This is a genomic window from Burkholderia sp. E168m23 (genome assembly GCF_016586125.1).
Taxonomy (GTDB): Bacteria; Pseudomonadota; Gammaproteobacteria; order Burkholderiales; family Burkholderiaceae; genus Burkholderia; species Burkholderia orbicola.
On sequence record NZ_BCPP01000018.1, the window covers coordinates 1 to 19674 of the forward strand.

General features: G+C 68.6%; 19 protein-coding genes. 10 read left to right on the forward strand and 9 right to left on the reverse strand.

Annotation, left to right across the window (positions count from 1 at the left end):
• Positions 1–223: 223 nt before the first annotated feature.
• On the reverse strand, positions 224–880 hold the full coding sequence (locus tag JMF90_RS01870; RefSeq protein WP_011547783.1) for a LysE family translocator: 657 nt from the start codon (positions 878–880) through the stop codon (positions 224–226).
• Between the two features lie 284 nt (positions 881–1164).
• Here JMF90_RS01870 and JMF90_RS01875 point away from each other — a divergent pair, with 284 nt between their 5' ends.
• Positions 1165–1647: an Lrp/AsnC family transcriptional regulator gene (locus tag JMF90_RS01875; RefSeq protein WP_006479115.1), complete on the forward strand. Its 483-nt coding sequence runs from the start codon at positions 1165–1167 to the stop codon at positions 1645–1647.
• 422 nt (positions 1648–2069) lie between these two features.
• Here the strand turns inward: JMF90_RS01875 and JMF90_RS01880 are convergent, their stop codons facing one another.
• Together JMF90_RS01880 and JMF90_RS01885 are read right to left on the reverse strand one after the other, a co-directional pair.
• Positions 2070–2213, reverse strand: coding sequence for a hypothetical protein (locus tag JMF90_RS01880; protein ID WP_227746104.1), 144 nt, complete (start codon positions 2211–2213; stop codon positions 2070–2072).
• A 232-nt stretch (positions 2214–2445) separates the two neighbouring features.
• Positions 2446–4101 carry an IclR family transcriptional regulator gene (locus JMF90_RS01885; protein WP_011547781.1) on the reverse strand — a complete coding sequence of 552 codons (1656 nt, stop codon included), beginning with the start codon at positions 4099–4101 and terminating at the stop codon, positions 2446–2448.
• A 178-nt stretch (positions 4102–4279) separates the two neighbouring features.
• Here JMF90_RS01885 and JMF90_RS01890 point away from each other — a divergent pair, with 178 nt between their 5' ends.
• Positions 4280–5239: an MBL fold metallo-hydrolase gene (locus JMF90_RS01890; RefSeq protein WP_006482658.1), complete on the forward strand. Its 960-nt coding sequence runs from the start codon at positions 4280–4282 to the stop codon at positions 5237–5239.
• A 186-nt stretch (positions 5240–5425) separates the two neighbouring features.
• Positions 5426–6796: an MFS transporter gene (locus JMF90_RS01895; protein ID WP_011547780.1), complete on the forward strand. Its 1371-nt coding sequence runs from the start codon at positions 5426–5428 to the stop codon at positions 6794–6796.
• Here JMF90_RS01895 and JMF90_RS01900 read toward each other — a convergent pair.
• Complete coding sequence (locus JMF90_RS01900; protein ID WP_041489484.1) at positions 6793–7593, reverse strand: SDR family oxidoreductase; 801 nt, start codon at positions 7591–7593, stop codon at positions 6793–6795. The two genes, JMF90_RS01895 and JMF90_RS01900, sit on opposite strands and share 4 nt — an antisense overlap.
• 141 nt (positions 7594–7734) lie before the next feature.
• Between JMF90_RS01900 and JMF90_RS01905 the strand changes: the two genes are divergently transcribed.
• On the forward strand, positions 7735–8700 hold the full coding sequence (locus JMF90_RS01905; protein WP_011547778.1) for a GlxA family transcriptional regulator: 966 nt from the start codon (positions 7735–7737) through the stop codon (positions 8698–8700).
• Positions 8701–8778: 78 nt separating this feature from the next.
• Positions 8779–9927: an epoxide hydrolase family protein gene (locus tag JMF90_RS01910; protein WP_011547777.1), complete on the forward strand. Its 1149-nt coding sequence runs from the start codon at positions 8779–8781 to the stop codon at positions 9925–9927.
• A 107-nt stretch (positions 9928–10034) separates the two neighbouring features.
• Here JMF90_RS01910 and JMF90_RS01915 read toward each other — a convergent pair whose 3' ends face one another.
• On the reverse strand, positions 10035–10526 hold the full coding sequence (locus JMF90_RS01915; RefSeq protein ID WP_011547776.1) for a 2,4'-dihydroxyacetophenone dioxygenase family protein: 492 nt from the start codon (positions 10524–10526) through the stop codon (positions 10035–10037).
• 150 nt (positions 10527–10676) lie between these two features.
• Between JMF90_RS01915 and JMF90_RS01920 the strand changes: the two genes are divergently transcribed.
• Genes JMF90_RS01920 through JMF90_RS01930 form a run of 3 tightly spaced genes read left to right on the forward strand, consistent with a single transcriptional unit; the run spans position 10677 to position 12776 of the window.
• A complete protein-coding gene (locus JMF90_RS01920; RefSeq protein ID WP_011694727.1) occupies positions 10677–11165 on the forward strand; it encodes a MarR family winged helix-turn-helix transcriptional regulator in 489 nt (162 codons plus the stop codon).
• Between the two features lie 37 nt (positions 11166–11202).
• Positions 11203–11538: a hypothetical protein gene (locus tag JMF90_RS01925; RefSeq protein WP_011547774.1), complete on the forward strand. Its 336-nt coding sequence runs from the start codon at positions 11203–11205 to the stop codon at positions 11536–11538.
• Positions 11535–12776 carry an MFS transporter gene (locus JMF90_RS01930; RefSeq protein WP_011547773.1) on the forward strand — a complete coding sequence of 414 codons (1242 nt, stop codon included), beginning with the start codon at positions 11535–11537 and terminating at the stop codon, positions 12774–12776. Before JMF90_RS01925 ends, JMF90_RS01930 begins: the two co-directional genes overlap by 4 nt.
• Before the next feature lie 24 nt (positions 12777–12800).
• Here the strand turns inward: JMF90_RS01930 and JMF90_RS01935 are convergent, their stop codons facing one another.
• A complete protein-coding gene (locus JMF90_RS01935; protein ID WP_011547772.1) occupies positions 12801–13751 on the reverse strand; it encodes a LysR family transcriptional regulator in 951 nt (316 codons plus the stop codon).
• Between the two features lie 105 nt (positions 13752–13856).
• On the opposite strand from JMF90_RS01935, the gene JMF90_RS01940 reads away from it, so the two are divergent.
• Complete coding sequence (locus JMF90_RS01940) at positions 13857–15212, forward strand: aspartate aminotransferase family protein (protein WP_011547771.1); 1356 nt, start codon at positions 13857–13859, stop codon at positions 15210–15212.
• A 50-nt stretch (positions 15213–15262) separates the two neighbouring features.
• Entirely contained in the window at positions 15263–16780 is a 1518-nt protein-coding gene (locus JMF90_RS01945; RefSeq protein WP_011694729.1) for a CoA-acylating methylmalonate-semialdehyde dehydrogenase, read from the forward strand.
• A gap of 126 nt (positions 16781–16906) precedes the next feature.
• Here the strand turns inward: JMF90_RS01945 and JMF90_RS01950 are convergent, their stop codons facing one another.
• The 3 genes from JMF90_RS01950 to JMF90_RS01960 all read right to left on the reverse strand — a co-directional run bounded on the left by JMF90_RS01950 (position 16907) and on the right by JMF90_RS01960 (position 19555).
• The gene (locus JMF90_RS01950; protein WP_006479101.1) at positions 16907–17281 is read right to left on the reverse strand and encodes a hypothetical protein; all 375 of its coding nucleotides are present in this window, start codon (positions 17279–17281) and stop codon (positions 16907–16909) included.
• 281 nt (positions 17282–17562) lie between these two features.
• A complete protein-coding gene (locus tag JMF90_RS01955; protein WP_011694730.1) occupies positions 17563–18495 on the reverse strand; it encodes a DMT family transporter in 933 nt (310 codons plus the stop codon).
• 127 nt (positions 18496–18622) lie between these two features.
• Positions 18623–19555 carry an AEC family transporter gene (locus JMF90_RS01960; RefSeq protein ID WP_196222401.1) on the reverse strand — a complete coding sequence of 311 codons (933 nt, stop codon included), beginning with the start codon at positions 19553–19555 and terminating at the stop codon, positions 18623–18625.
• Between the last annotated feature and the right edge of the window lie 119 nt (positions 19556–19674).

A 19674-nucleotide genomic window follows, 5' to 3' on the forward strand; every position in this document is an offset into this window, starting at 1 on the left:
CGCAGCACCATGAGCGCATCGAGCGCAAGCAGGAGGGCGAGATACCAGTGCAGGCCGATCGGCGCGAACAGGCGCCGCAGGCGGGATGTGACGTGCTTCATTCAGTCGCCCGGCGGGCCCGGGCATGTCCAACGAACCAGGCGCTACCCTAAAGCATTCGGCGCCCGGCTGCTTTTTCGAGGCGCCTGGCAGCGGCGCCGACGCAGCCCGTCCGCGCGGCCGTTCAGTTCCAGCCGACCATGATCGCGCCCATCCCGACGAGCAGCCCGCCCGTCACGCGGTTCATCGCACGCATCCGCGCCGGCCGCTGCAACGCGCGGCTCAGCCGGTGCGAGAACAGCGCCATCGATGCGACGCCGCCCGCGAACAGCAGCGCGAACGTCGCGGCGAGCAGCAGGTATTGAAGGTTCAGGCTCCAGTCGGCGTTCGGGCTGATGAACTGCGGAAAGAACGACGGAAAGAACAGCAGCGTCTTCGGATTCAGCCCGGAAGTCGCGACGCCGCGCCAGAACAGCGCGCGTCCGGAGTCGGCGTCCGGCGCGGCGATGGCCGTTCCTGCGTCGGTCTCGGCGGGCGCCGCGGCCGCGCCGGCCGGCGTGCGGCTCAGCCATTGCTTGCCGCCGAGCCAGACGAGATACGCGGCGCCGGCCCAGCGCAGCACGGTCAGGGCGTGTTCATCGAGGTGGACCAGCGAATTGAGGCACAGCGCGGTCAGCGCGAGTTGCAGCAGCACGGCGAGCGTGCCGCCCCAGACGCACGGCAGCGCGCGGCGCCAACCGGTGCGCAACGCCTGGTTCATCGTGAGCAGGTTGACGGGGCCGGGCGCGTAGATGAGGACGACGGAAGCAGCGAGGAACGACAGATAAAGCTTGAACGACATGACGGACGGGCAAGAGCGGGGAGGCAGGCACCGGCCCCGCACGCGGTCGGATGGGCGTGCGGGCGGCGGGGAATCGCATGTCTGCCGGCCGGCACCGCAACTCGTGATTGCGGCCGTGCGTTCCGTTGCGAGGGGTGGTCGCGGGGAGCGTGCCGGGCAGCAGGCATGGAGAAAATGTATCAAGCGGCCCGGTTAAAAGGCTTCCTGTTTTCCAGTGAAACGGCCCTGAAACCGGAATCCTGTTCAGATAGAATGCCGATTTTCAGTAGAAGATTCTTCTCGCCATGGCTACCCGTGAACGCACGCCCAAAACGCTCGACAATCAGGACCGCAAGATCCTGGGTGCATTGCAGAAAAATGCGCGTCTGTCGAACGCCGAACTGGCCGAACAGATCGGCATGTCGACCACCGCCTGCTGGAACCGCACGCGGCAACTCGAACTCGACGGCTACATCGACGGCTATGTCGCGCTGGTCAACCAGCGCAAGCTCGGCTACGCGGACATCGTGATCCTCGAAGTCACGCTCGATCGCCATGAAGACGACGCACTGGCGCGCTTCGGCGCCGAACTGGCGGCGCTGCCGGAGGTGCTCGAGGCGTATCTGGTGTCGGGCGAGTACGACTACTGGATCAAGGTCGCGGTGGACGGCACGGCCGGCTACGAACGCTTCCTGCGCGAAAAGCTGTACCGGATCTCGAGCATCCGCCACAGCCGTTCGATGTTCGCGCTGCGGTGCATGAAGGATGTGCCTTCGATTCAGGTGTGACGGGGAGAGACGAGGAGCGCGGCCGGCGTTGAAACGGCAGTGCGTGCGATGTGGCGCGGGTGCGGAGGCAACCGGTGAACGGCCGGCACGGAAGGCTCGCCAGGGAAACGGCCCGCGGGCACACAAAAACGGATGAATCTTCCGTCGGCGATGGCCGGGCGTAATCGCGCGCTGGCCGGAAATGGCTGCATGCCCAGACAACCTGACTGATAGCCATCCGCGCCAATACGCATGAATTGGCGCCAGTATCGGCCTGAAACACGGCGTCGAGACGATCTTGAAACGCTCGCCACGCAGCGAGGGTATTCGGCCGGGACGAGCCCGGCTTCTTGCTCTCTGACCGGCGCGACCGCCCGGTGCCCGGCGCAATAGCCGCTGTCGGCGCGCGTCAGGACAAGGGGATCAGGCGGCCGGCAGTCCGCTCAGCGCGGCAGGCGCGCGTGTGCTTCAGCGATGACTTCGCAGTTCTCGAGGTGCAGTGCCCAGGCTTCCGCCAGCAGCTCGCCAACACGTGCGAGCCAGCCAGTGGATTGGGTGGAACGATCGGAGAAATTAGACGTTTGCATGACGAAGCCCCATAGAGGTGGCGAGTTAGGGATAACCCTAATCATAGCGAAACGACCTCGCCTTGTGAAATGCGATTTCGTTATATGAGAATTACTGACAATTTATGTTGCTGCTGCGCAACATGAATATTGGTCGCCCGGGCGGGTCGGATAGACGTGACGAGGCCGTGCCGGCGCGGCCTCGCGGGCAGAAAGAAAGGGATTCGAACGTACGTTGGGGAAAAGGGCGCGATTAGCGGCCGATCCACCCGAAGCGCCACGACAGCCGCCGCGTCGCGGCCCGCAGCGTCTGCGCCAGCTCGCTGTCGGGCCCGCGCGGGAAGCCGCGCGACGAACCGATGATCGCGATCACGAGCCGGATGCTGCCGGTGTGATCGAACACGGGCGCGGCAATCGTCCCGATGCCGGGCACCGGCGCGTCGAACGCGAAATCGAGCTCGTCCGCGCGGATCGCCGCGAGCCGTGAGCGGAAGGCCGCGTCGTCCGGTGCGACGGGCGCGCCGGCGAGGCGCACCGGCTCGTTGGCGAGCAAGTCGGCCAGCACGTCGTCGGACATGCCGGACGCGAAAATCCGGCCGATCGCCGTATTGACGAGCGACATCACGGTGCCGACCTGCAGGCTCACGTGCTGCGGCCGCGCCGATTCCTCGAGCCGGATCACGGTCGGCCCGAGCGGGCCGAGCGTCGCGGCGGCCACGCTCATGTCGGTCGCGCCGGCGAGCGCGACGATCTCGGCTTCCGCGTCGCGCGTCGGCGACACGCGCTGCATCGCGATCAGGCCGAGCGCCTGCGCGAGCGGCCCGCCGTCGAAGCAGCCGGCGTCGTCGCGGCTCAGCAGGCCGATCTTCTGCAGGCTGACCAGATGCGGAAACGCCTTCGCGGCGGGCATGCCGGCCGCCGTCGCGAGATCGCGCAGCGGCAGCGCGCGGCCCGCCGACACCAGCGCGAGCAGCAGGTCGCCGGTGCTGTCGAGTGCATTGATGCCGCGCTGCGTTTTCGCGTCGTCGGCCAGCGCGGGTGGTACGCGCGCGACGCCCGGCGCCACCGCCGGCGCGGGCGCCGGTTCCGCATGCGCCGTGCCGAGCGACGCGGTGGCCTGCCGCGCCGCGCCGCGCAATGCCGCCGCGATCGGGCCGTCCCAGTCGACATCGATCGATCCCGTCGAACCGATCACCGTCAACGCGAGCTGCAGGCGCCCGTGCGGATCGAGCACGGGCACGCACATCCCGCTGACGCCCGGGCTCGGCCGGTCGATGCTGCGTTCGATGCCGCGTGCGCGGATCGCATCGAGTTCGACGGGTTGCGCATCGGCGTCCGGCGCGGCCGGCTCGCTTTCGGCGCCGGCAAGCGTCTCGCCCGCACCCGCCTGGCTGGCCGCCATCGCATCGAGTTGCGCGGCGTCGCCGAACGCCCGGAACACGCGGCCGGTCGCCGTGGTGTCGAGCGACATCACCGACCCGACGTGCAGGTTCACGTGCAACGGATAGCCGCCGTGTTCGATGCGCACGATCGTCGGGCCGAGCACGCCCGGCACCGACAGCGCGACGCTCAGCCCGACCGTTTCCGCGAGCCGCACCGCATGCGGCAGCGTCGCCCGGTAGGCCGGCTGGCGCTCGATCGACATCAGCCCGAGCCGCAGCGACAGCGGGCCCGGCTCGTAGTTGCCGGTGAGCGCGTCGCGCTTCACGAGCGCGAGCCGCGTCAGGCTCACGAGATAGGTGTGCGCCTGCGCGGTGGAGAGATCGGCCGCCGCGGCCAGCTCCGACAGCCCGAGCGGCTTGCGCCGGCGCGCGAGCGCGTCGAGCAGCCGGCCGCCGACCTCGACACTCTGGATGCCGCGCTGCGCCTTGGGCGGCGCATCGTCCGCGCTGACTTCGTGGTTCTGCACGCGATGATTCTTCCGTTGACGAAACCCCGCATGGTATCCGACGCCATTTTCAGCGCCAGCCCACAGGTTTACCCGTATTGGACAATAGCAAGCGCATTTGTCATTGACAAATATTCGACGCAGGCCGATGATCCGCTCACTCCCCCTCAACACATGGCTCGCAGCCACGGAACGCACAATGGCCAAAGCATTCGCCTCCCAAGCCGATCTGGAAGAGAAGAAAGTCACCTGGACGAAGCTGTCCGAGAACGCGTACGCGTACACAGCCGAAGGCGACCCGAACTCGGGCGTGATCATCGGCGACGACAGCGTGCTGATCGTCGACACGACCGCGACGCCCGCGATGGCGCAGGACCTGATCGCGAAGATCCGCAGCGTCACCGACAAGCCGATCAAGCACGTGGTGCTGTCGCACTATCACGCGGTGCGCGTGCTCGGCGCGTCCGCGTACTTCGACGAAGGCGCGCAGCACGTGATCGCGAGCCGCGGCACCTACGAGATGATCGTCGAGCGCGGTGAGGCCGACATGAAGTCGGAGATCGAGCGCTTCCCGCGCCTGTTCGCCGGCGTCGAGACGGTGCCTGGCCTGACCTGGCCGACGCTCGTGTTCGAGCGCGAGATCACGCTGTTCCTCGGCAAGCTCGAAGTGAAGATCATGCATGTCGGCTCGGGCCATACGAAGGGCGACACGATCGTGTGGCTGCCGTCGCAGAAGGTGCTGTTCTCGGGCGACCTCGTCGAATACGACGCCGCGTGCTATTGCGGCGACGCGCAGCTCGAACAGTGGCCGGCCACGCTCGAGGCGTTGCGCGCGCTCGGCGCCGAGAAGCTCGTGCCGGGCCGCGGCCCCGCGCTGCTGAATCCTGCCGAAGTGAACAAGGGCCTCGACTACACGAAGGATTTCGTCACGACGCTGCTCGCGCAGGGCCGCAAGGCCGTCGAGCGCAATCTCGACCTGAAGGCCGCGATGGCGCTCACGCGCGAAGCGATGGACCCGAAGTTCGGCCACGTGTTCATCTACGAGCACTGCTTGCCGTTCGACGTGTCGCGCGCGTTCGACGAAGCGAGCGGCATCGCGCATCCGCGCATCTGGACCGCGCAGCGCGACAAGGACATGTGGGCCGCGCTGCAGGACTGAGCGGCCCACGGCGGCGGGGCGGCGCTTACATGATCGCCTTGCCGTTTCCCTGAGGGTCGCGGCATTCGCGGCGGCATCGCGCCGCGGTGCCGGCGACCGTATCCGGTCTCACAAGAAAGCAGGGCGCATGCACGCCCTCGGAGACTGCCGCGCGCTCGACATCGCGCGGCCCGTTTGGAGAGAGACATGCCCCAATCGCTTCCCGCCGAAGCGACGCTTGCGCACGCGAGCGCGTCGGCGCCGACTTCCGCATCCGCATTCAGCGACGCGCTGCTGTTCCGCAAGATCGCGTGGCGGATCGTCCCGTTCCTGTTCCTCTGCTACGTCGTGTCGTTCCTCGACCGCATCAACATCGGCTTCGCGCAGTTGCAGATGAAGCACGATCTCGGCTTCAGCGATGCGATGTACGGCCTCGGCGCCGCGGTGTTCTACGTCGGCTACGTGTGCTGCGAAGTGCCGAGCAACATGCTGCTCGCGCGGTTCGGCGCACGCCGCACGTTCACGCGGATCATGCTGCTGTGGGGCCTCGCGTCGACCGGGATGATGTTCGTGTCGCAGCCGTCGCATTTCTACGTGCTGCGCTTCCTGCTCGGCGTGTTCGAGGCCGGCTTCTTCCCCGGCATCGTGCTGTACCTGACCTACTGGTTCCCCGCGAACCGGCGCGCGGCGGCGATCTCGGTGTTCTTCGCGGGCGTCGCGGTGGCCGGTGTGCTCGGCGGCTTGTTGTCCGGCTGGATCATGCGCGACATGAGCGGCGTGCTCGGGCTGCACGGCTGGCAGTGGATGTTCGCGATCGAAGGGGCGCCGGCGATTCTGCTCGCGTTCGCCGCGTTCTCGTTCCTCGTCGACCGGCCGCAGGACGCCGCGTGGCTCACGTCCGACGAAAAGGCGCGCGTCGCCGCGCTGTGCGCCGACGGCCGCGCACCCGGCAATGCGCATGACGGACGCAGCGTGATGGCCGCGCTCGCGAACCCGCGCGTGTACCTGTTCGCGTTCATCTATTTCTCGCTGACTTGCGCGTCGCTGACGCTGAACTTCTGGATGCCGCTGATGATCCGCGACTTCGGCGTGACCGACGTCGTCGCCGTGAGCCTCTACACGGTCGTGCCGAATGCGGTGGGCGCGGTGGGGCTGGTGCTGATCGCACGCCGCTCGGACCGCACCGGCGAGCGCCGCAAGCACTTCGCGTGCTGCACGATCGGCGGCGGGCTTGCGCTCGCGGCGCTGACGCTGCACCTGCACAGCTTCGCGGCGATGCTCGCGTGCCTGTCGATAGCGGCGACGCTGATCTTCGCGGCGCTGCCGATCTTCTGGGCCGTGCCGACCCGCTACCTGTCCGGCAACGCGGCCGCGGCCGGGATCGCGTTGATCAGCAGCATCGGGATCACGAGCGGCATCGTCAGCCCGTGGGTGATCGGGATGATCCGCACGCGCACGGGCAGCATGGATCTCGCCGTCTATCTGCTCGCCGCGCTGCTGGTGGCGAGCGGGGTGGCGCTGATGGTCGGCGTGAAGGGCGAAGGCGCGCGGCGCGGCGCGGCCTCCGCCGGCAACTAGCGCGCCGTGGTGTAGCGCGGTGCCGGCGTATTGGCCGACAAATGCGGCGCCATCGTGCGGCGCGCGGCCTCGTATGCCTCCCATTCGTCGCCCGCGTGCAGCGACGGGATCGTCACGAGCTCGCCGCGCTCGAACCCGACCAGCGCCGCATCGACCATGTCCGGCGCCGTCATCACGATTTCCTTCGGCAGGTGCTCGAGCGGCAGGCCGCCCGTCTGCCAGAACTCGGTGGCCGTCGCGCCGGGCAGCACGGCCTGCACCTGCACGCCCTTGTCGGCGAGCTCGTGATGCAGCGACTGGCTGAACGCGAGCACGAACGCCTTGCTGCCGCCGTACACGCCGTTCAGCGTTTCCGGCGAGATCGCGACGATCGACGCAATGTTGATCACCGCGCCGCGGCCGCGTGCGACGAAGCCGGGCACGGCCGCATAGGTCAGGCGCGTGAGCGCGGTCACGTTCAGCTCGATCATCCGCGTCATCGCGTCGACGTCGCTGTCGAGCAGCGGCGCATGCGTGCCGATGCCCGCGTTGTTCACGAGCAGCGTGATGCTCGCGTCCTGTTTCAGCTTGGCTTCGACGGCGGCGAGCGCCGCGCGGTCGTTGAGGTCCGCGTCGACGATCTCGACGCTGCGCTGCGTGTCGTTCGTGATGCGCTCGGCGAGGGCGCTCAGCCGGTCGCGATTGCGTGCGACCAGGATCAGGTCGTAGCCGCGGCGCGCGAGGCGGTCCGCGTAGACGGCGCCGATGCCCGACGATGCGCCGGTAATGAGGGCGGTACCGCGATGTGCTTGCGTCATGATGTGCTCCGTTTCGATGAGGATGGCCGGATGGCGTGAAGGCATTCTGGCCTCGAAGCGCGGCGACAGAAATGACGTAGATGGGTATGATTCCGGACATCGGGCCCATCGGCCCAATCGGCACGGAAGCGGAGAACGCACATGCACCGAATCGGCTTTCTGATCAGCGATGGCTTCCAGATCATGGCGCTCGCCGCGCAGTCGGTGTTCGAGTACGCGAACATGGGGATGGACGCGCCGTTCTACGCGATGGACAACTATTCGGTCGACGGCGGCGACGTGCGCTCGTCGCTCGGGCTGCCGGTCGCCACGCGCGCGCTGCGCGGCCGCCTCGGCGTCGACACGTGGATCGTCGCGGGCGTCAACGATCCGCTCGCCGCGCCGGCGCCGGCCGGCGTGGTCGCCTACCTGCGCCGCGCGAACGGGCGGGCGCGGCGGATCGCCGGCATCTGCACGGGCGCGTTCGTGCTGGCCGAGGCCGGGCTGCTCGCGCAGCGTCGCGCGACCACGCACTGGGCGTTCGGCCGCGACATGCAGCGGCACTACCCGGAGATTCGCGTCGAGGACGACCGGATCTTCATCGTCGACGGCCCGATCTGGACGTCGGCCGGCATGACGGCCGGCCTCGATCTCGCGCTCGCGATGGTGGAAAAGGATCTCGGCGCCGACGTCGCGCGGTCGGTCGCGCGCAAGCTGGTGATGCACCAGCGCCGCGCCGGCGGCCAGTCGCAGCATTCGGAAATGCTCGATCTCGCGCCGAAATCCGACCGGATTCAGAACGCGCTCAATTACGCGCGGCAGCATCTCGGCCGCGCGCTGACCGTCGAGGCGCTGGCCGAGGCCGTGCACCTGAGCCCGCGCCAGTTCAGCCGCGTGTTTACGCTCGAAACCGGGCAGTCGCCGGCGAAGGCGATCGAGCGGCTGCGGCTCGAAGCGGCGCGGCTGATGATCGAACAGAGCCGCCATCCGCTCGACGTGATCGCAAGGGAGAACGGTTTTCGCGATCGCCGGCACATGCGCGAGGCGTTCGTGCGCGGGTTCGGCGTGCCGCCGCAGGCGTTGCGGCGCGACGCACGGACGGAAGCTGACGCGCGCGAAACGGGCTGACGCGCGCGACCGCCTGCCGCCAGCGCGGGGCGGAAAAATCGCGCAGAATCTCGTCGACATGTTTCGCGAGGAGACACGATGCACGCCGAACCGTTCGACATTGCGATATCCGATCAAGCGCTCGACGATTTGCGGCGGCGCGTGCGCGACACCCGCCCGCCCAACCTGACACCCGCCGAGCCGTGGCAGCAGGGCGTCGACGGCGCGTGGCTGCGCGAACTGGCCGCGTACTGGGCCGGCGGCTTCGATTGGCGCGCGGCGGAACGTGCGCTGAACCGGCTGCCGCAGTTCATCGCGGACGTCGGCGGCCGGCGCGTGCATTTCGTGCATCGGCGCGGCACCGGCCCGAAACCCTATCCGCTCGTCGTCACGCACGGCTGGCCGGGTTCCGCATTCGAATTCCATGCACTGATCGATCGCCTGTGCGATCCGGCCGCGTTCGGCGGCGATCCGGACGACGCCTTCGACATCGTCGCGCCGTCGCTGCCCGGCTTCCTGTTTTCTCCCGCGCCGGCGGCGCCCGGCACGTCGGCGCTTCAGGTCGCCGACTGCTGGGCGGCATTGATGGCCGGCCTGGGCTACCCGCGGTTCGGCGCACAGGGCGGCGATCTGGGCGCGGGCGTGTCGGTCGCGCTCGGCGCTCGGCATGAGGGCGTGGTCGACGGCATCCATCTGAACTACCTGCCCGGTAGCTACGACCCGCCGATCGACGCGGCGCGGCCGCTGACCGACGACGAGCAGGCGTTCCTGAAGCAGCGCGGCGAGTGGGCGGCGCTCGAAGGCGGGTACGCGTACGTCCACATGACGAAGCCGCAGACGCTGGCCATCGCGCTCAACGATTCGCCGCTCGGGCTGGCCGCGTGGATCGGCGAGAAATTCCGTGCGTGGAGCGATTGCGACGGCGACGTCGCGCGCCGTTTTTCGCACGACACGCTGCTGACGGGCATCTCGCTCTACTGGTTTACCGGCTGCATCGGCTCGTCGATGCAGATGTACTGGGAGAACCGGCTGCAGCCGATGCGGTTTGCGCCCGGGCAACGCCTGGCGGTGCCCGTCGGCTTCGCGCGCTTTCCGAAGGAAATCAGCCGCCCGCCGTGCAGTTGGCTCGAACGCGTATTCGACGTGGTGCAGTGGACTGACATGCCGAGCGGCGGCCATTTCGCGGCGATGGAGGAGCCGGACTTGCTGGCCGACGATATTCGGCGGTTTTTCAGGCGTTTCCGATAACCGGCGGGCAAGCCTGGCGGCGGAAACGAATACTGGAGGACGCTCGCGCGTGACGGGATGGACGGGCGCGGCACGATGCGCGTCGCGTCGCCTGTCTTGCCGCGTAGTTACCGCGTAACGAACGCCGTGGCCGCATCCGGCGCCGTACGCGCATGCTTGCGCTGGCGCAGCAGCGCGACGCGGCAGTTCTCGCGCGCCGTTTCGCGGCCGTCGTCGTCGAGCAGCACGAGGTCGCCGCGCATCACGTTCAGCGTGATCACATCCTCGCCCGGCGCGCCGAGCGTTTCCGGCGTATGTACCGAGCCGGCCGGTTCGAGCACCGTCGAACCGGCGTGCGCGACCCAGTCGTATTCGCGGTAGCGCCACGCACCCTGCAGCGTATGGACGAATACCTCGCCATCGTGACGATGGCGCGGCAGCATGCCGCCGGCCGGCATCTTCAGCAGCGCGGTCAGCGTGTCCTCGGCCGCGTTGATGTGCAGGTACTTGATCGCGAGCCCCGGCAGGTCGGCGCTCATCGGCAGCCACGGCAGCGCGTCGCCGGGCAGGCACGAGATCGGCGGCAGGTCGATGGAGAGCGGGGCGGACGGCTGCGTCATGGCGGAAGGCGGTGCGGAAACGGGAAGCCCGCATTATCGCAGAGCCGGAATGCGCGGCCGAACGGGGCGCGGCGTCGTGCCGAAAGCACACGTGGCCGCCCGATCCTTACACGATGAAATATACAGTCAAACTGTACAGTTTGACTGTCGATGTGCTATCTTGGATTCATGAACTCGCCATCGTCTTCCCCCGACACCCTCCCGCTGGCCGGTCTCGCCGGCGAACTCCGCATCTCGGTCGGCAAGCTGATGCGGCGGATGCGGGAGCAGACCCATCCGAACGACCTCACGTCCTCGCAGAAATCGGTGCTGCTGCGGCTCGATCGCGACGGTCCGGCGACCGTGTCGGCGCTGGCGCGCGCCGAAAGCGTGCGCCCGCAGTCGATGCGGGTGACGGTCGCCACGCTCGAGGCGCTCGGCGCGGTCGCCGGCGCGCCCGATCCCACCGATGGCCGGCAGACGCTGATCGCGCTCACGCCCGGTTTCCGCAAGGTGCTGCAAGCCAATCGCGCGGCCAAGGACGACTGGCTCTTTCGCGCGCTGCACGCGCAACTGTCGGCGGCGGAGCAGGCCGAGCTCGCGGCGGCCGTGAAGCTGCTGCAGCGGCTCGCCGAATTCGAGGACCCGGCGCGTTCGTGAACCGCTCCGGCCCGCTAGCCAAAAGGACAACCCGCAAATGAACCTCCTGCACCTCGTGTCGTACTTCTTCGGCGGCGCGTTTCTCGCGAACGCCGTGCCGCATCTCGTCAGCGGGCTGCGTGGCGAGCCGTTCCAGACGCCGTTCGCGAATCCGCCCGGCCGCGGGTTGTCGTCGTCCACCGTGAACGTGCTGTGGGGCGTCGTGAATCTCGTGATTGCCTATGCGCTCATGCGCCGGGCCGGCGATTTCGACCTGAAGGTCACGGCCGACGCGGCGGCGTTCGGCCTCGGCATCCTCGCGCTCGGCCTGTTCCTCGCGCGGCATTTCGGCGCACTGCACGGCGGCAACGAGCCCGACCGGGAGCGGCCGTGAGCGTGCCGGCAGCGGGCGTGTTCCGCTCGCTTCGCAGCTTCAACTACCGCGTATGGGCGATCGGCTCGCTGGTGTCGAACATCGGTACGTGGATCCAGCGCACCGCGCAGGACTGGCTCGTCCTGACGCAGCTCACGCATCACGACGCATCGGCCGTCGGCACGGTGATGGCGCTGCAGTTCGGGCCGCAACTGCTGCTGTTGCCGTGGACCGGCTACGCGGCCGACCGCTTCGACCAGCGCAAGCTGCTGATGGCGACGCAGGCGCTGATGGGGGCGCTGGCGCTCGTGCTCGGCGTGCTGACGGTCACCGGTGCGGTGCGGCTCGAGCACGTGTATGTATTCGCGTTCCTGTTCGGCTGCGCGTCGGCGTTCGACGCGCCGGTGCGGCAGACTTTCGTCGCGGAACTGGTCGGCGACCGCGAACTCGCGAACGCAGTCGCGCTCAACTCGACGTCGTTCAATGCCGCGCGGATGGTCGGCCCGGCGGCGGCCGGCTTCCTGATCGCATCGGTCGGCACCGGCTGGGCGTTTCTCGCGAACGGTCTCAGCTTCTTCGCGGTGCTGGCGTCGCTGTCGCGGCTTCGGGAGGACGAACTGCGCACCAATGTGCGGGCAAGCCGCTCGCGCGGCAGCCTGCTCGACGGATTCCGTTACGTGTGGCGCCGGCCGGACCTCACAGCCATCCTCGTGATGCTGTTCCTGATCGGCACGTTCGGGCTGAATTTCCAGTTGTTCATTTCGACGATGGCCGCCAGCGTGTTTCACGTCGATGCGCGTGGGTTCGGTTTCCTGTCGTCGATGATGGCGGTCGGCACGATCTCGGGCGCGCTGCTCGCCGCGCGCCGCGAGCAGCCGCGTTTCCGTCATCTGTGGATCGGCGCGGCGCTGTTCGGGCTCGGCTGCACGTTCGCCGCGCTGGCGCCCGGCTACTGGTCGTTCGCCGCCGCGCTGGTGCTGACCGGCGTCGCCGCGATCACCTTCATGAACTCGACCAACAGCCTGATGCAGCTTTCCACCGAGCCGGCGATGCGCGGCCGCGTGATGGCGCTGCGTCTCGCGGTCGCATTGGGCGGCACGCCGATCGGCGCGCCGGTGGCCGGCTGGGTCGCGAACCATCTCGGCCCGCGCTGGGCGCTCGGCCTCGGCGCGGCGTCCGGCTTTGCCGCGGCGCTCGTCGCGACCCATTTCGTCACGCGCAAGCGAGCGCAGCCCCGCGCATCCGACGACGGGGCCTGAACGAACCCGAACCGGAAGCCGCCGCTATGCCGCCGGCAGCGCCCCCGCATGCGCGGCTTCGAGGCACGACTGGAACAGCAGCGCGGCCCGCGACGGGCGCGGCGAGCGCCGCAGCAGGCTCACGAACCGGCACCGGTAATTGAACCGGTGCGGTGCGATCGGCTGCATCAGCCCCTTGTTTTCGAAACTCTCCGCGTAGTGATCGGGCAGGAAGCCGAGATAGCGGCCCGACAGAATCAGCGTCGCGATCGATTCCTGGTCCGACGCGGTCGCGCTGCGCGTGAGCTTCGCGCGATGGCTCAGCTCCATGTTCGGCGAATGGAAGCCGAGCCCGGCGAACGCGTGGTTGCGGACCGTCGTCCACGTGAGCTTGCCGTGCGGCGCGTCGAACAGCGGATGCTGGCGGCCGCAGTAGAGCAGCATCCGTTCGTCGAACAGCGCCGAATACACGAGGCTGCCCGAGTTGCGGTGCGCGGGAATGATCCCGACCTGGTAGCTGCCGTCGATCACGCCGCGCTCGACCTCGTTGATCGACGCGACGTGCAGGTTCAGCGCGACGGCGGGCGCTTCGTCCGCGAATTGGCGGATCGCGTCGCCCAGGCGCGCATGCGGGTTGGTGGCCGTCTTGTCGAATACGGCGATGTGAAGTTCTCCGCCCATCGTGTCGTGAATGCCGTCGATCCTGCTGCGAAATGCTTCCATCGACGCGAGCAGTCGCAGCGTCTCCTCGTACACCGTCTGCCCCTCGGGCGTCAGCGTGAAGCCCGCGCGGCCGCGCCGGCACAGCACGAGGCCAAGTCGCGTTTCGAGATCCTTCACGTGCCGGCTGATCGTCGAGATGCCGATATTCAGTTCCAGTTCGGCCGCCGCCATCCCGCCGCACTGCACGACGCCCTTGAAGACCCGCAGCAGGCGCAGATCCATGTCGCTGAGCTGCCCGAGCAGCGCGCGGCTCTTCGGTTTCTTTGCTTGCATATTTGAGCAAGTGAACATTGATATTGCGATATTCAAAAGACTAATTGGCGTCCCGACAATGCGCAACATCAACCCGAGGAGGAGGGGCGCGCCGCGCCGACCGACATGACCGACATCACCACCGCCCAGCACGACGACACGAACCTCCGCACCGACGCCGCATGGCTCGATGCGCACTGGATGCCGTTCACCGCCAACCGCCAGTTCAAGGCCGATCCGCGGCTGATCGTGTCCGGCAAGGGCGCGTACTACACCGACGCCGAAGGCCGCAAGATCTTCGACGGCCTGTCGGGCCTCTGGTGCACGGGCCTCGGTCACGGCCGCACGGAAATCGTCGAAGCCGTGAGCCGCCAGGTCGCGCAGCTCGACTACGCGCCGGCGTTCCAGTTCGGCCATCCGAAATCGTTCGAGCTCGCCAACAAGATCAAGGAACTGACGCCGGCCGGCCTCGACTACGTGTTCTTCACGGGCTCGGGCTCGGAAGCGGCCGACACGTCGCTGAAGCTGGCCCGTGCGTACTGGCGCGCGAAAGGCAAGGGCACCAAGACGCGCCTGATCGGCCGCGAGAAGGGGTATCACGGCGTGAACTTCGGCGGCATCTCGGTCGGCGGGATCGGGCCGAACCGCAAGCTGTTCGGGCAGGGCCTCGACGCCGATTTCCTGCCGCATACGCAACTGGCCGAGAACAAGTTCTCGCGCGGCATGCCCGAGCACGGCGCCGAGCTGGCCGACCGCCTGCTGGAACTGATCGCGCTGCACGACGCGTCGAACATCGCAGCCGTGATCGTCGAGCCGTTCTCCGGCTCGGCGGGCGTCGTCGTGCCGCCGAAGGGCTACCTGAAGCGCCTGCGCGACATCTGTACCGCGCACGACATCCTGCTGATCTTCGACGAGGTCATCACGGGCTTCGGCCGGGCCGGCGCGATGACGGGCGCCGACGCATTCGGCGTGGTGCCGGACATCATGAACTTCGCGAAGCAGGTGACGAACGGCGTGCAGCCGCTCGGCGGCGTGATCGCGACGAAGGAGATCTACGACACGTTCATGGCCGCGGGCGGCCCCGAGTACATGCTCGAGTTCCCGCACGGCTACACGTATTCGGCGCATCCGGTCGCGTGCGCGGCCGGCGTCGCGGCGCTCGACCTGCTGGTGAAGGAAGACGCGGTGGCCCGCGTGCGCGATCTCGCGCCGCATTTCGAAGCGGCCGTGCACGGGCTGAAGGGGCAGCGCCACGTCGCGGACATCCGCAACTACGGGCTGGCGGCCGGCCTGACGATCGCCGCCTTGCCGGGCGAGCCGGCACGGCGCCCGTACGAGATCGCGATGCGCTGCTGGGCGAAGGGCTTCTACGTGCGCTACGGCGGCGATACGATCCAGCTCGCGCCGCCGTTCATCGCCGAGAAGCGCGAGATCGACAACCTGGTCAACGCGCTCTCCGACGCACTGAACGAAGTGGATTGAGCGATCGCTCGTCCTCACGCGACAACCGAATTCAGGAAAGAGCCCCAGACATGAAACACGACAGCAATGTGACCTCCACCGTCGGCCACCTGATCGACGGCAAGCGCGTCGACGGCGGCAGCCGCGTCCAGCCGGTGTTCGACCCGGCGACGGGCGAATCGCGCAAGAGCGTGGCGCTCGCCGACAAGCTGACCGTCGAAGCCGCGATCGCATTCGCGCAAGCCGCGTTTCCGGCATGGCGCAACACGCCGCCGCTGAAGCGCGCCCGCGTGATGAGCCGCTTCAAGACGCTGCTGGAAGAGCACGCCGACGAGCTGTGCGCGCTGATCACCGCCGAGCACGGCAAGGTGCTCGCCGATGCGATGGGCGAACTGCAGCGCGGGATCGAGAACGTCGAATACGCGACCTACGTGCCCGAGTTGCTGAAAGGCGAGCACAGCAAGAACGTCGGCCCTGCGATCGATTCGTGGAGCGAGTTCCAGGCGCTCGGCGTCGCGGCCGGCATCACGCCGTTCAACTTCCCGGTGATGGTGCCGCTGTGGATGTGGCCGATGGCCGTCGCGTGCGGCAACACGTTCGTGCTGAAGCCATCCGAGCGCACGCCGTCGTCGACGCTGCGCATGGCCGAACTCGCGCTCGAGGCCGGCCTGCCGCCGGGCGTGCTGAACGTCGTGAACGGCGACAAGGAAGCGGTCGACACGATCCTCACCGATCCGCGCGTGAAGGCCGTGAGCTTCGTCGGCTCGACGCCGATCGCCGAATACATCTACTCGACCGGCTGCGCGCACGGCAAGCGCGTGCAGGCGCTCGGCGGCGCGAAGAACTTCGCGGTCGTGATGCCGGATGCCGATATCCCCAACGCGGTGAACGCGCTGATGGGCGCCGCATACGGCTCCTGCGGCGAGCGCTGCATGGCGATTCCGCTGGTCGTCGCGATCGGTGACGAAACGGGCGACCAGGTCGTCGCGGGGCTGAAGGCCGAGATCGAGAAGATGAAGGTCGGCCCGGGCAACGGCGCGGGCGTCGACATGGGCCCGCTCGTCACGCAGCAGCATTTCGAGAAGGTGACGGGTTTCGTCGAAGCGGGCGTGGCAGCGGGCGCGACGCTCGTCGTCGACGGTCGCGGCGTGAAGGTCGACGGCCACGACGGCGGTTACTACCTCGGGCCGTGCCTGTTCGACAACGTGAAGCCCGGCATGCCGATCTACCAGCACGAGATCTTCGGGCCGGTGCTCGGCGTGATTCGCCTGAAATCGCTCGACGAGGCGATGGCGCTGATCGATGCGCACGAATACGGCAACGGCACCTGCCTGTTCACGCGCGACGGCGAGGCCGCGCGCTACTTCAGCGACAACATCCAGATCGGCATGGTCGGCATCAACGTGCCGCTGCCGGTGCCGGTCGCGTACCACTCGTTCGGCGGCTGGAAGCGTTCGCTGTTCGGCGACCTGCACGCATACGGCCCGGACGCCGTGCGGTTCTACACGAAGCGCAAGACGATCACGCAGCGCTGGCCGTCGGCCGGTGTGCGCGAAGGGACGGTGTTCAGCTTCCCGTCGAACCGCTGAGTGGAAGCGCGCACCGGCTGCATACGGCCGGTGCGACGTGCGGAACTGCCGAGGCCCGCCCCGATCAATGATCGGGGCGGGCTTTTTACGTGCTGGCGAAATGCACGGAACGCGGCGAAAGCAGGCTTACGGGGCGACCACGTGCCACACGTTCTTGAAGTTGTCGCCGTTGCGCTCGCCCTGTTTCATGTCCTTCGAGAAGAAGTACAGCGGCTTGCCCTTGTACGCCCATTGCGGGCTGCCGTCGTCGCGCTTGACGATCGTGTAGGGCCCGACCGGTACGTCGGTCGCGCTGGCCTTGTACGGTGGCCAGAGGGTTTCGCATGGGCCTGTGCAGGCGCTGGTGCCGGCGTTGGGCTTGTCCTTGTCGAATGCGTAGACGGTCATGCCGTTGGCGGCGACGAGCGCGCCGTTCTCGACTTTCGTGATCGAACCTTGGGCCGAGGCCGAGGCGGACGCCATGGCGAGCAGGACGGAGCTGACGAGCAGCGCAGCTTTCATGTGTGCCTCCTGGTAGTCGGTGGGCGGGCGCGATCGCGTGCACGGGCGAGCGTGCGCGACGACCGCGGTGAATGGCGCCGGAACGCAAGGCCGTTGCCGCGGCGGGCGACGCACGGTCGAACGGCGGCAAACGGGGGCGCTTCATTCACGATAGGCGGTTTTTGGCGGGGCTGCGAGAAGATCGGGGGCGTATCGGCCCGACGTATGCAGCACGCAACGGCATGGCGGGCGCCTGCATCCGTATTCGGCATCCGTCCCCGAACGCGGCGCACGCCGACGCATCAGCGGTTCGCGCGATTGGTCAGTGCGACGCCCGCGATCACGAGTGCGCCGCCGGCCAGCATCGACGGCGACAGCGGCTCGCCGAGCAGCACGACCGACAGCAGCACGCCGAACACCGGCACCAGGTTGGTGAACACGGCCGCGCGGGCCGGCCCGAGGAGGCGGATGCCCTGCGAATACCAGACGAACGCGATCACCGTGCCGACGGCGCCGAGATAGAGCATCGATGCGACGGCCTGCCACGTCAGCGGCGTGCCGCCAGTCGCCGTCGCGTCGAACAGGTGCGTGACGAGCAGCAGCGCGAGGCCCCAGAGCGCCGCGTACGTGGTGGCCGCGAGCGGCGACAGCCCGTCGAGCGCGCGCCGGCCGATCACGGTGTAGGCCGCCCAGCTCAGCACCGCGCACAGCATGAAGCGTTCGCCGGCGCCGAACGTATTGCCGAGATCGGTCAGCACGCGCAGCCAATCGCCGCGGCTGATCACGATCAGCGCGCCGCACAGCGCGACCGCGATGCCGGCCCAACGCGACAGCGACAGGCGTTCGCGCACGACGACCGACAGCAGCACGGCGGTGGCGACCGGATTCAGTGCGACGAACAGCGCGGTGCGCCCGGCCGGCATCCGCGCGAGCGCCGCGAAAAAACACACGTTGTACAGGAAGATGCCGGTCGCGCCGAGGCCGAACGTCGTCACGATCTGGCGTCCGCTGAGTGTCGGCAGCCCGCCTTCGACCTGCCAGGTCAGCACGACCAGCAGCAGCGCGGCGATCGCGAAGCGTCCGGTGGCCGCCGAGGTCGCGGACATCGTCGCGGCGAGGATCCGGCCTGCGATGAAGGTCCCGCCCCAGAACAGCGCGACGAGCGTGAGCTTCACGTAGATGGCCGCGTGCGGCCGGGGGGCGACGACGCTGGCGGGCGGGGCGGGAGCATTCATGTGGCGTGCAATCTCGAAAGGAAGCGTGTGCCGCGAGGCGTGCGTGGCCGCGCGCGGCTAAACGATGCCGAACCGCGCGATGGCCGGCCTGCGGGCCGATTCAGTGAAGGGGGCTGGGCGGGCGTCGTCAGCGGAACGCGGGCGCCGACGCGAGCGCGGTGAGCACGGCCGGCATCGCGAGCGCGGCGGCGATCGTCTGGAACGCGGTGATGCCGGCCATCAGCGGCGCGTCGCCGCCGAGCTGGCGCGCCATGATGTACGACGCCGACGAGGTCGGCAGCGCCTGGAACAGCAGCGCGACGGTCAGCGCCGCATCGCCGAGCCCGAACAGCCGGCCGGCCGCGAGCGTGATGAGCGGCATCGCCACGAACTTGAACGCCGATGCGACGCACACCGGCTGCCACCATGCGCGGGCCGCATCGAATGTCAGCGCCGCGCCCACGCACAGCAGGCCGAGCGGCATCGACGCGGCGCCGAGCGCCCGCACGGCCGGCTCGACGGCGGCCGGAAACGCCACGCCGCCGGCCTGCATCGCCATCCCGAGCGCGCAGGCGACGACGAGCGGATTCGACAGGATCTGCCGCACGAGCGCCGCCGCGCCGAGCCGCGTGTCGCCGTAGCGCGCGAAGACCAGCACGCACATCAGGTTGACGGTCGGCACGATCGCCGCGACGCAGACGGCCGCGAGTGCAATGCCCTTCGCACCGAACAGCCCGGCGGCGAGCGCGGTGCCGACATAGTTGTTGAAACGCACGGCGCCCTGGAACACCGACGTGAACCCGGCGCCGTCGACCCGCACGAACCGGCGGACCAGCAGAAGAAGCGCCGCGGCGAATGCGGTCGAACCGACCAGCGCCGCCGCGAGCGGTAAAACGGGCAACGATTGCAGCCGCGCATTCGCGAGGCCGTCCGCGAACAGCGCGGGCAGCAGCACGTAGTAGCAGAGCCGCTCGGCGTGCGGCCAGAACGCTGCGGCGATGAAGCCGGTGCGCCGCAGGCCATGACCGAACGCGACCAGCAGCGCGACCGGCGCGAGCGCGAGCAGGATCGGGCCGATCATCGGCGCGCCTTCATGCGGGTCGTGCCGGAGCGCCGGCGCGGCCGGCAGGCAACGCAGCGGAACGACGCGGGAATCCATCCGGCGGGCGACATGGCGACATGCAATCGAAAGAATGACGA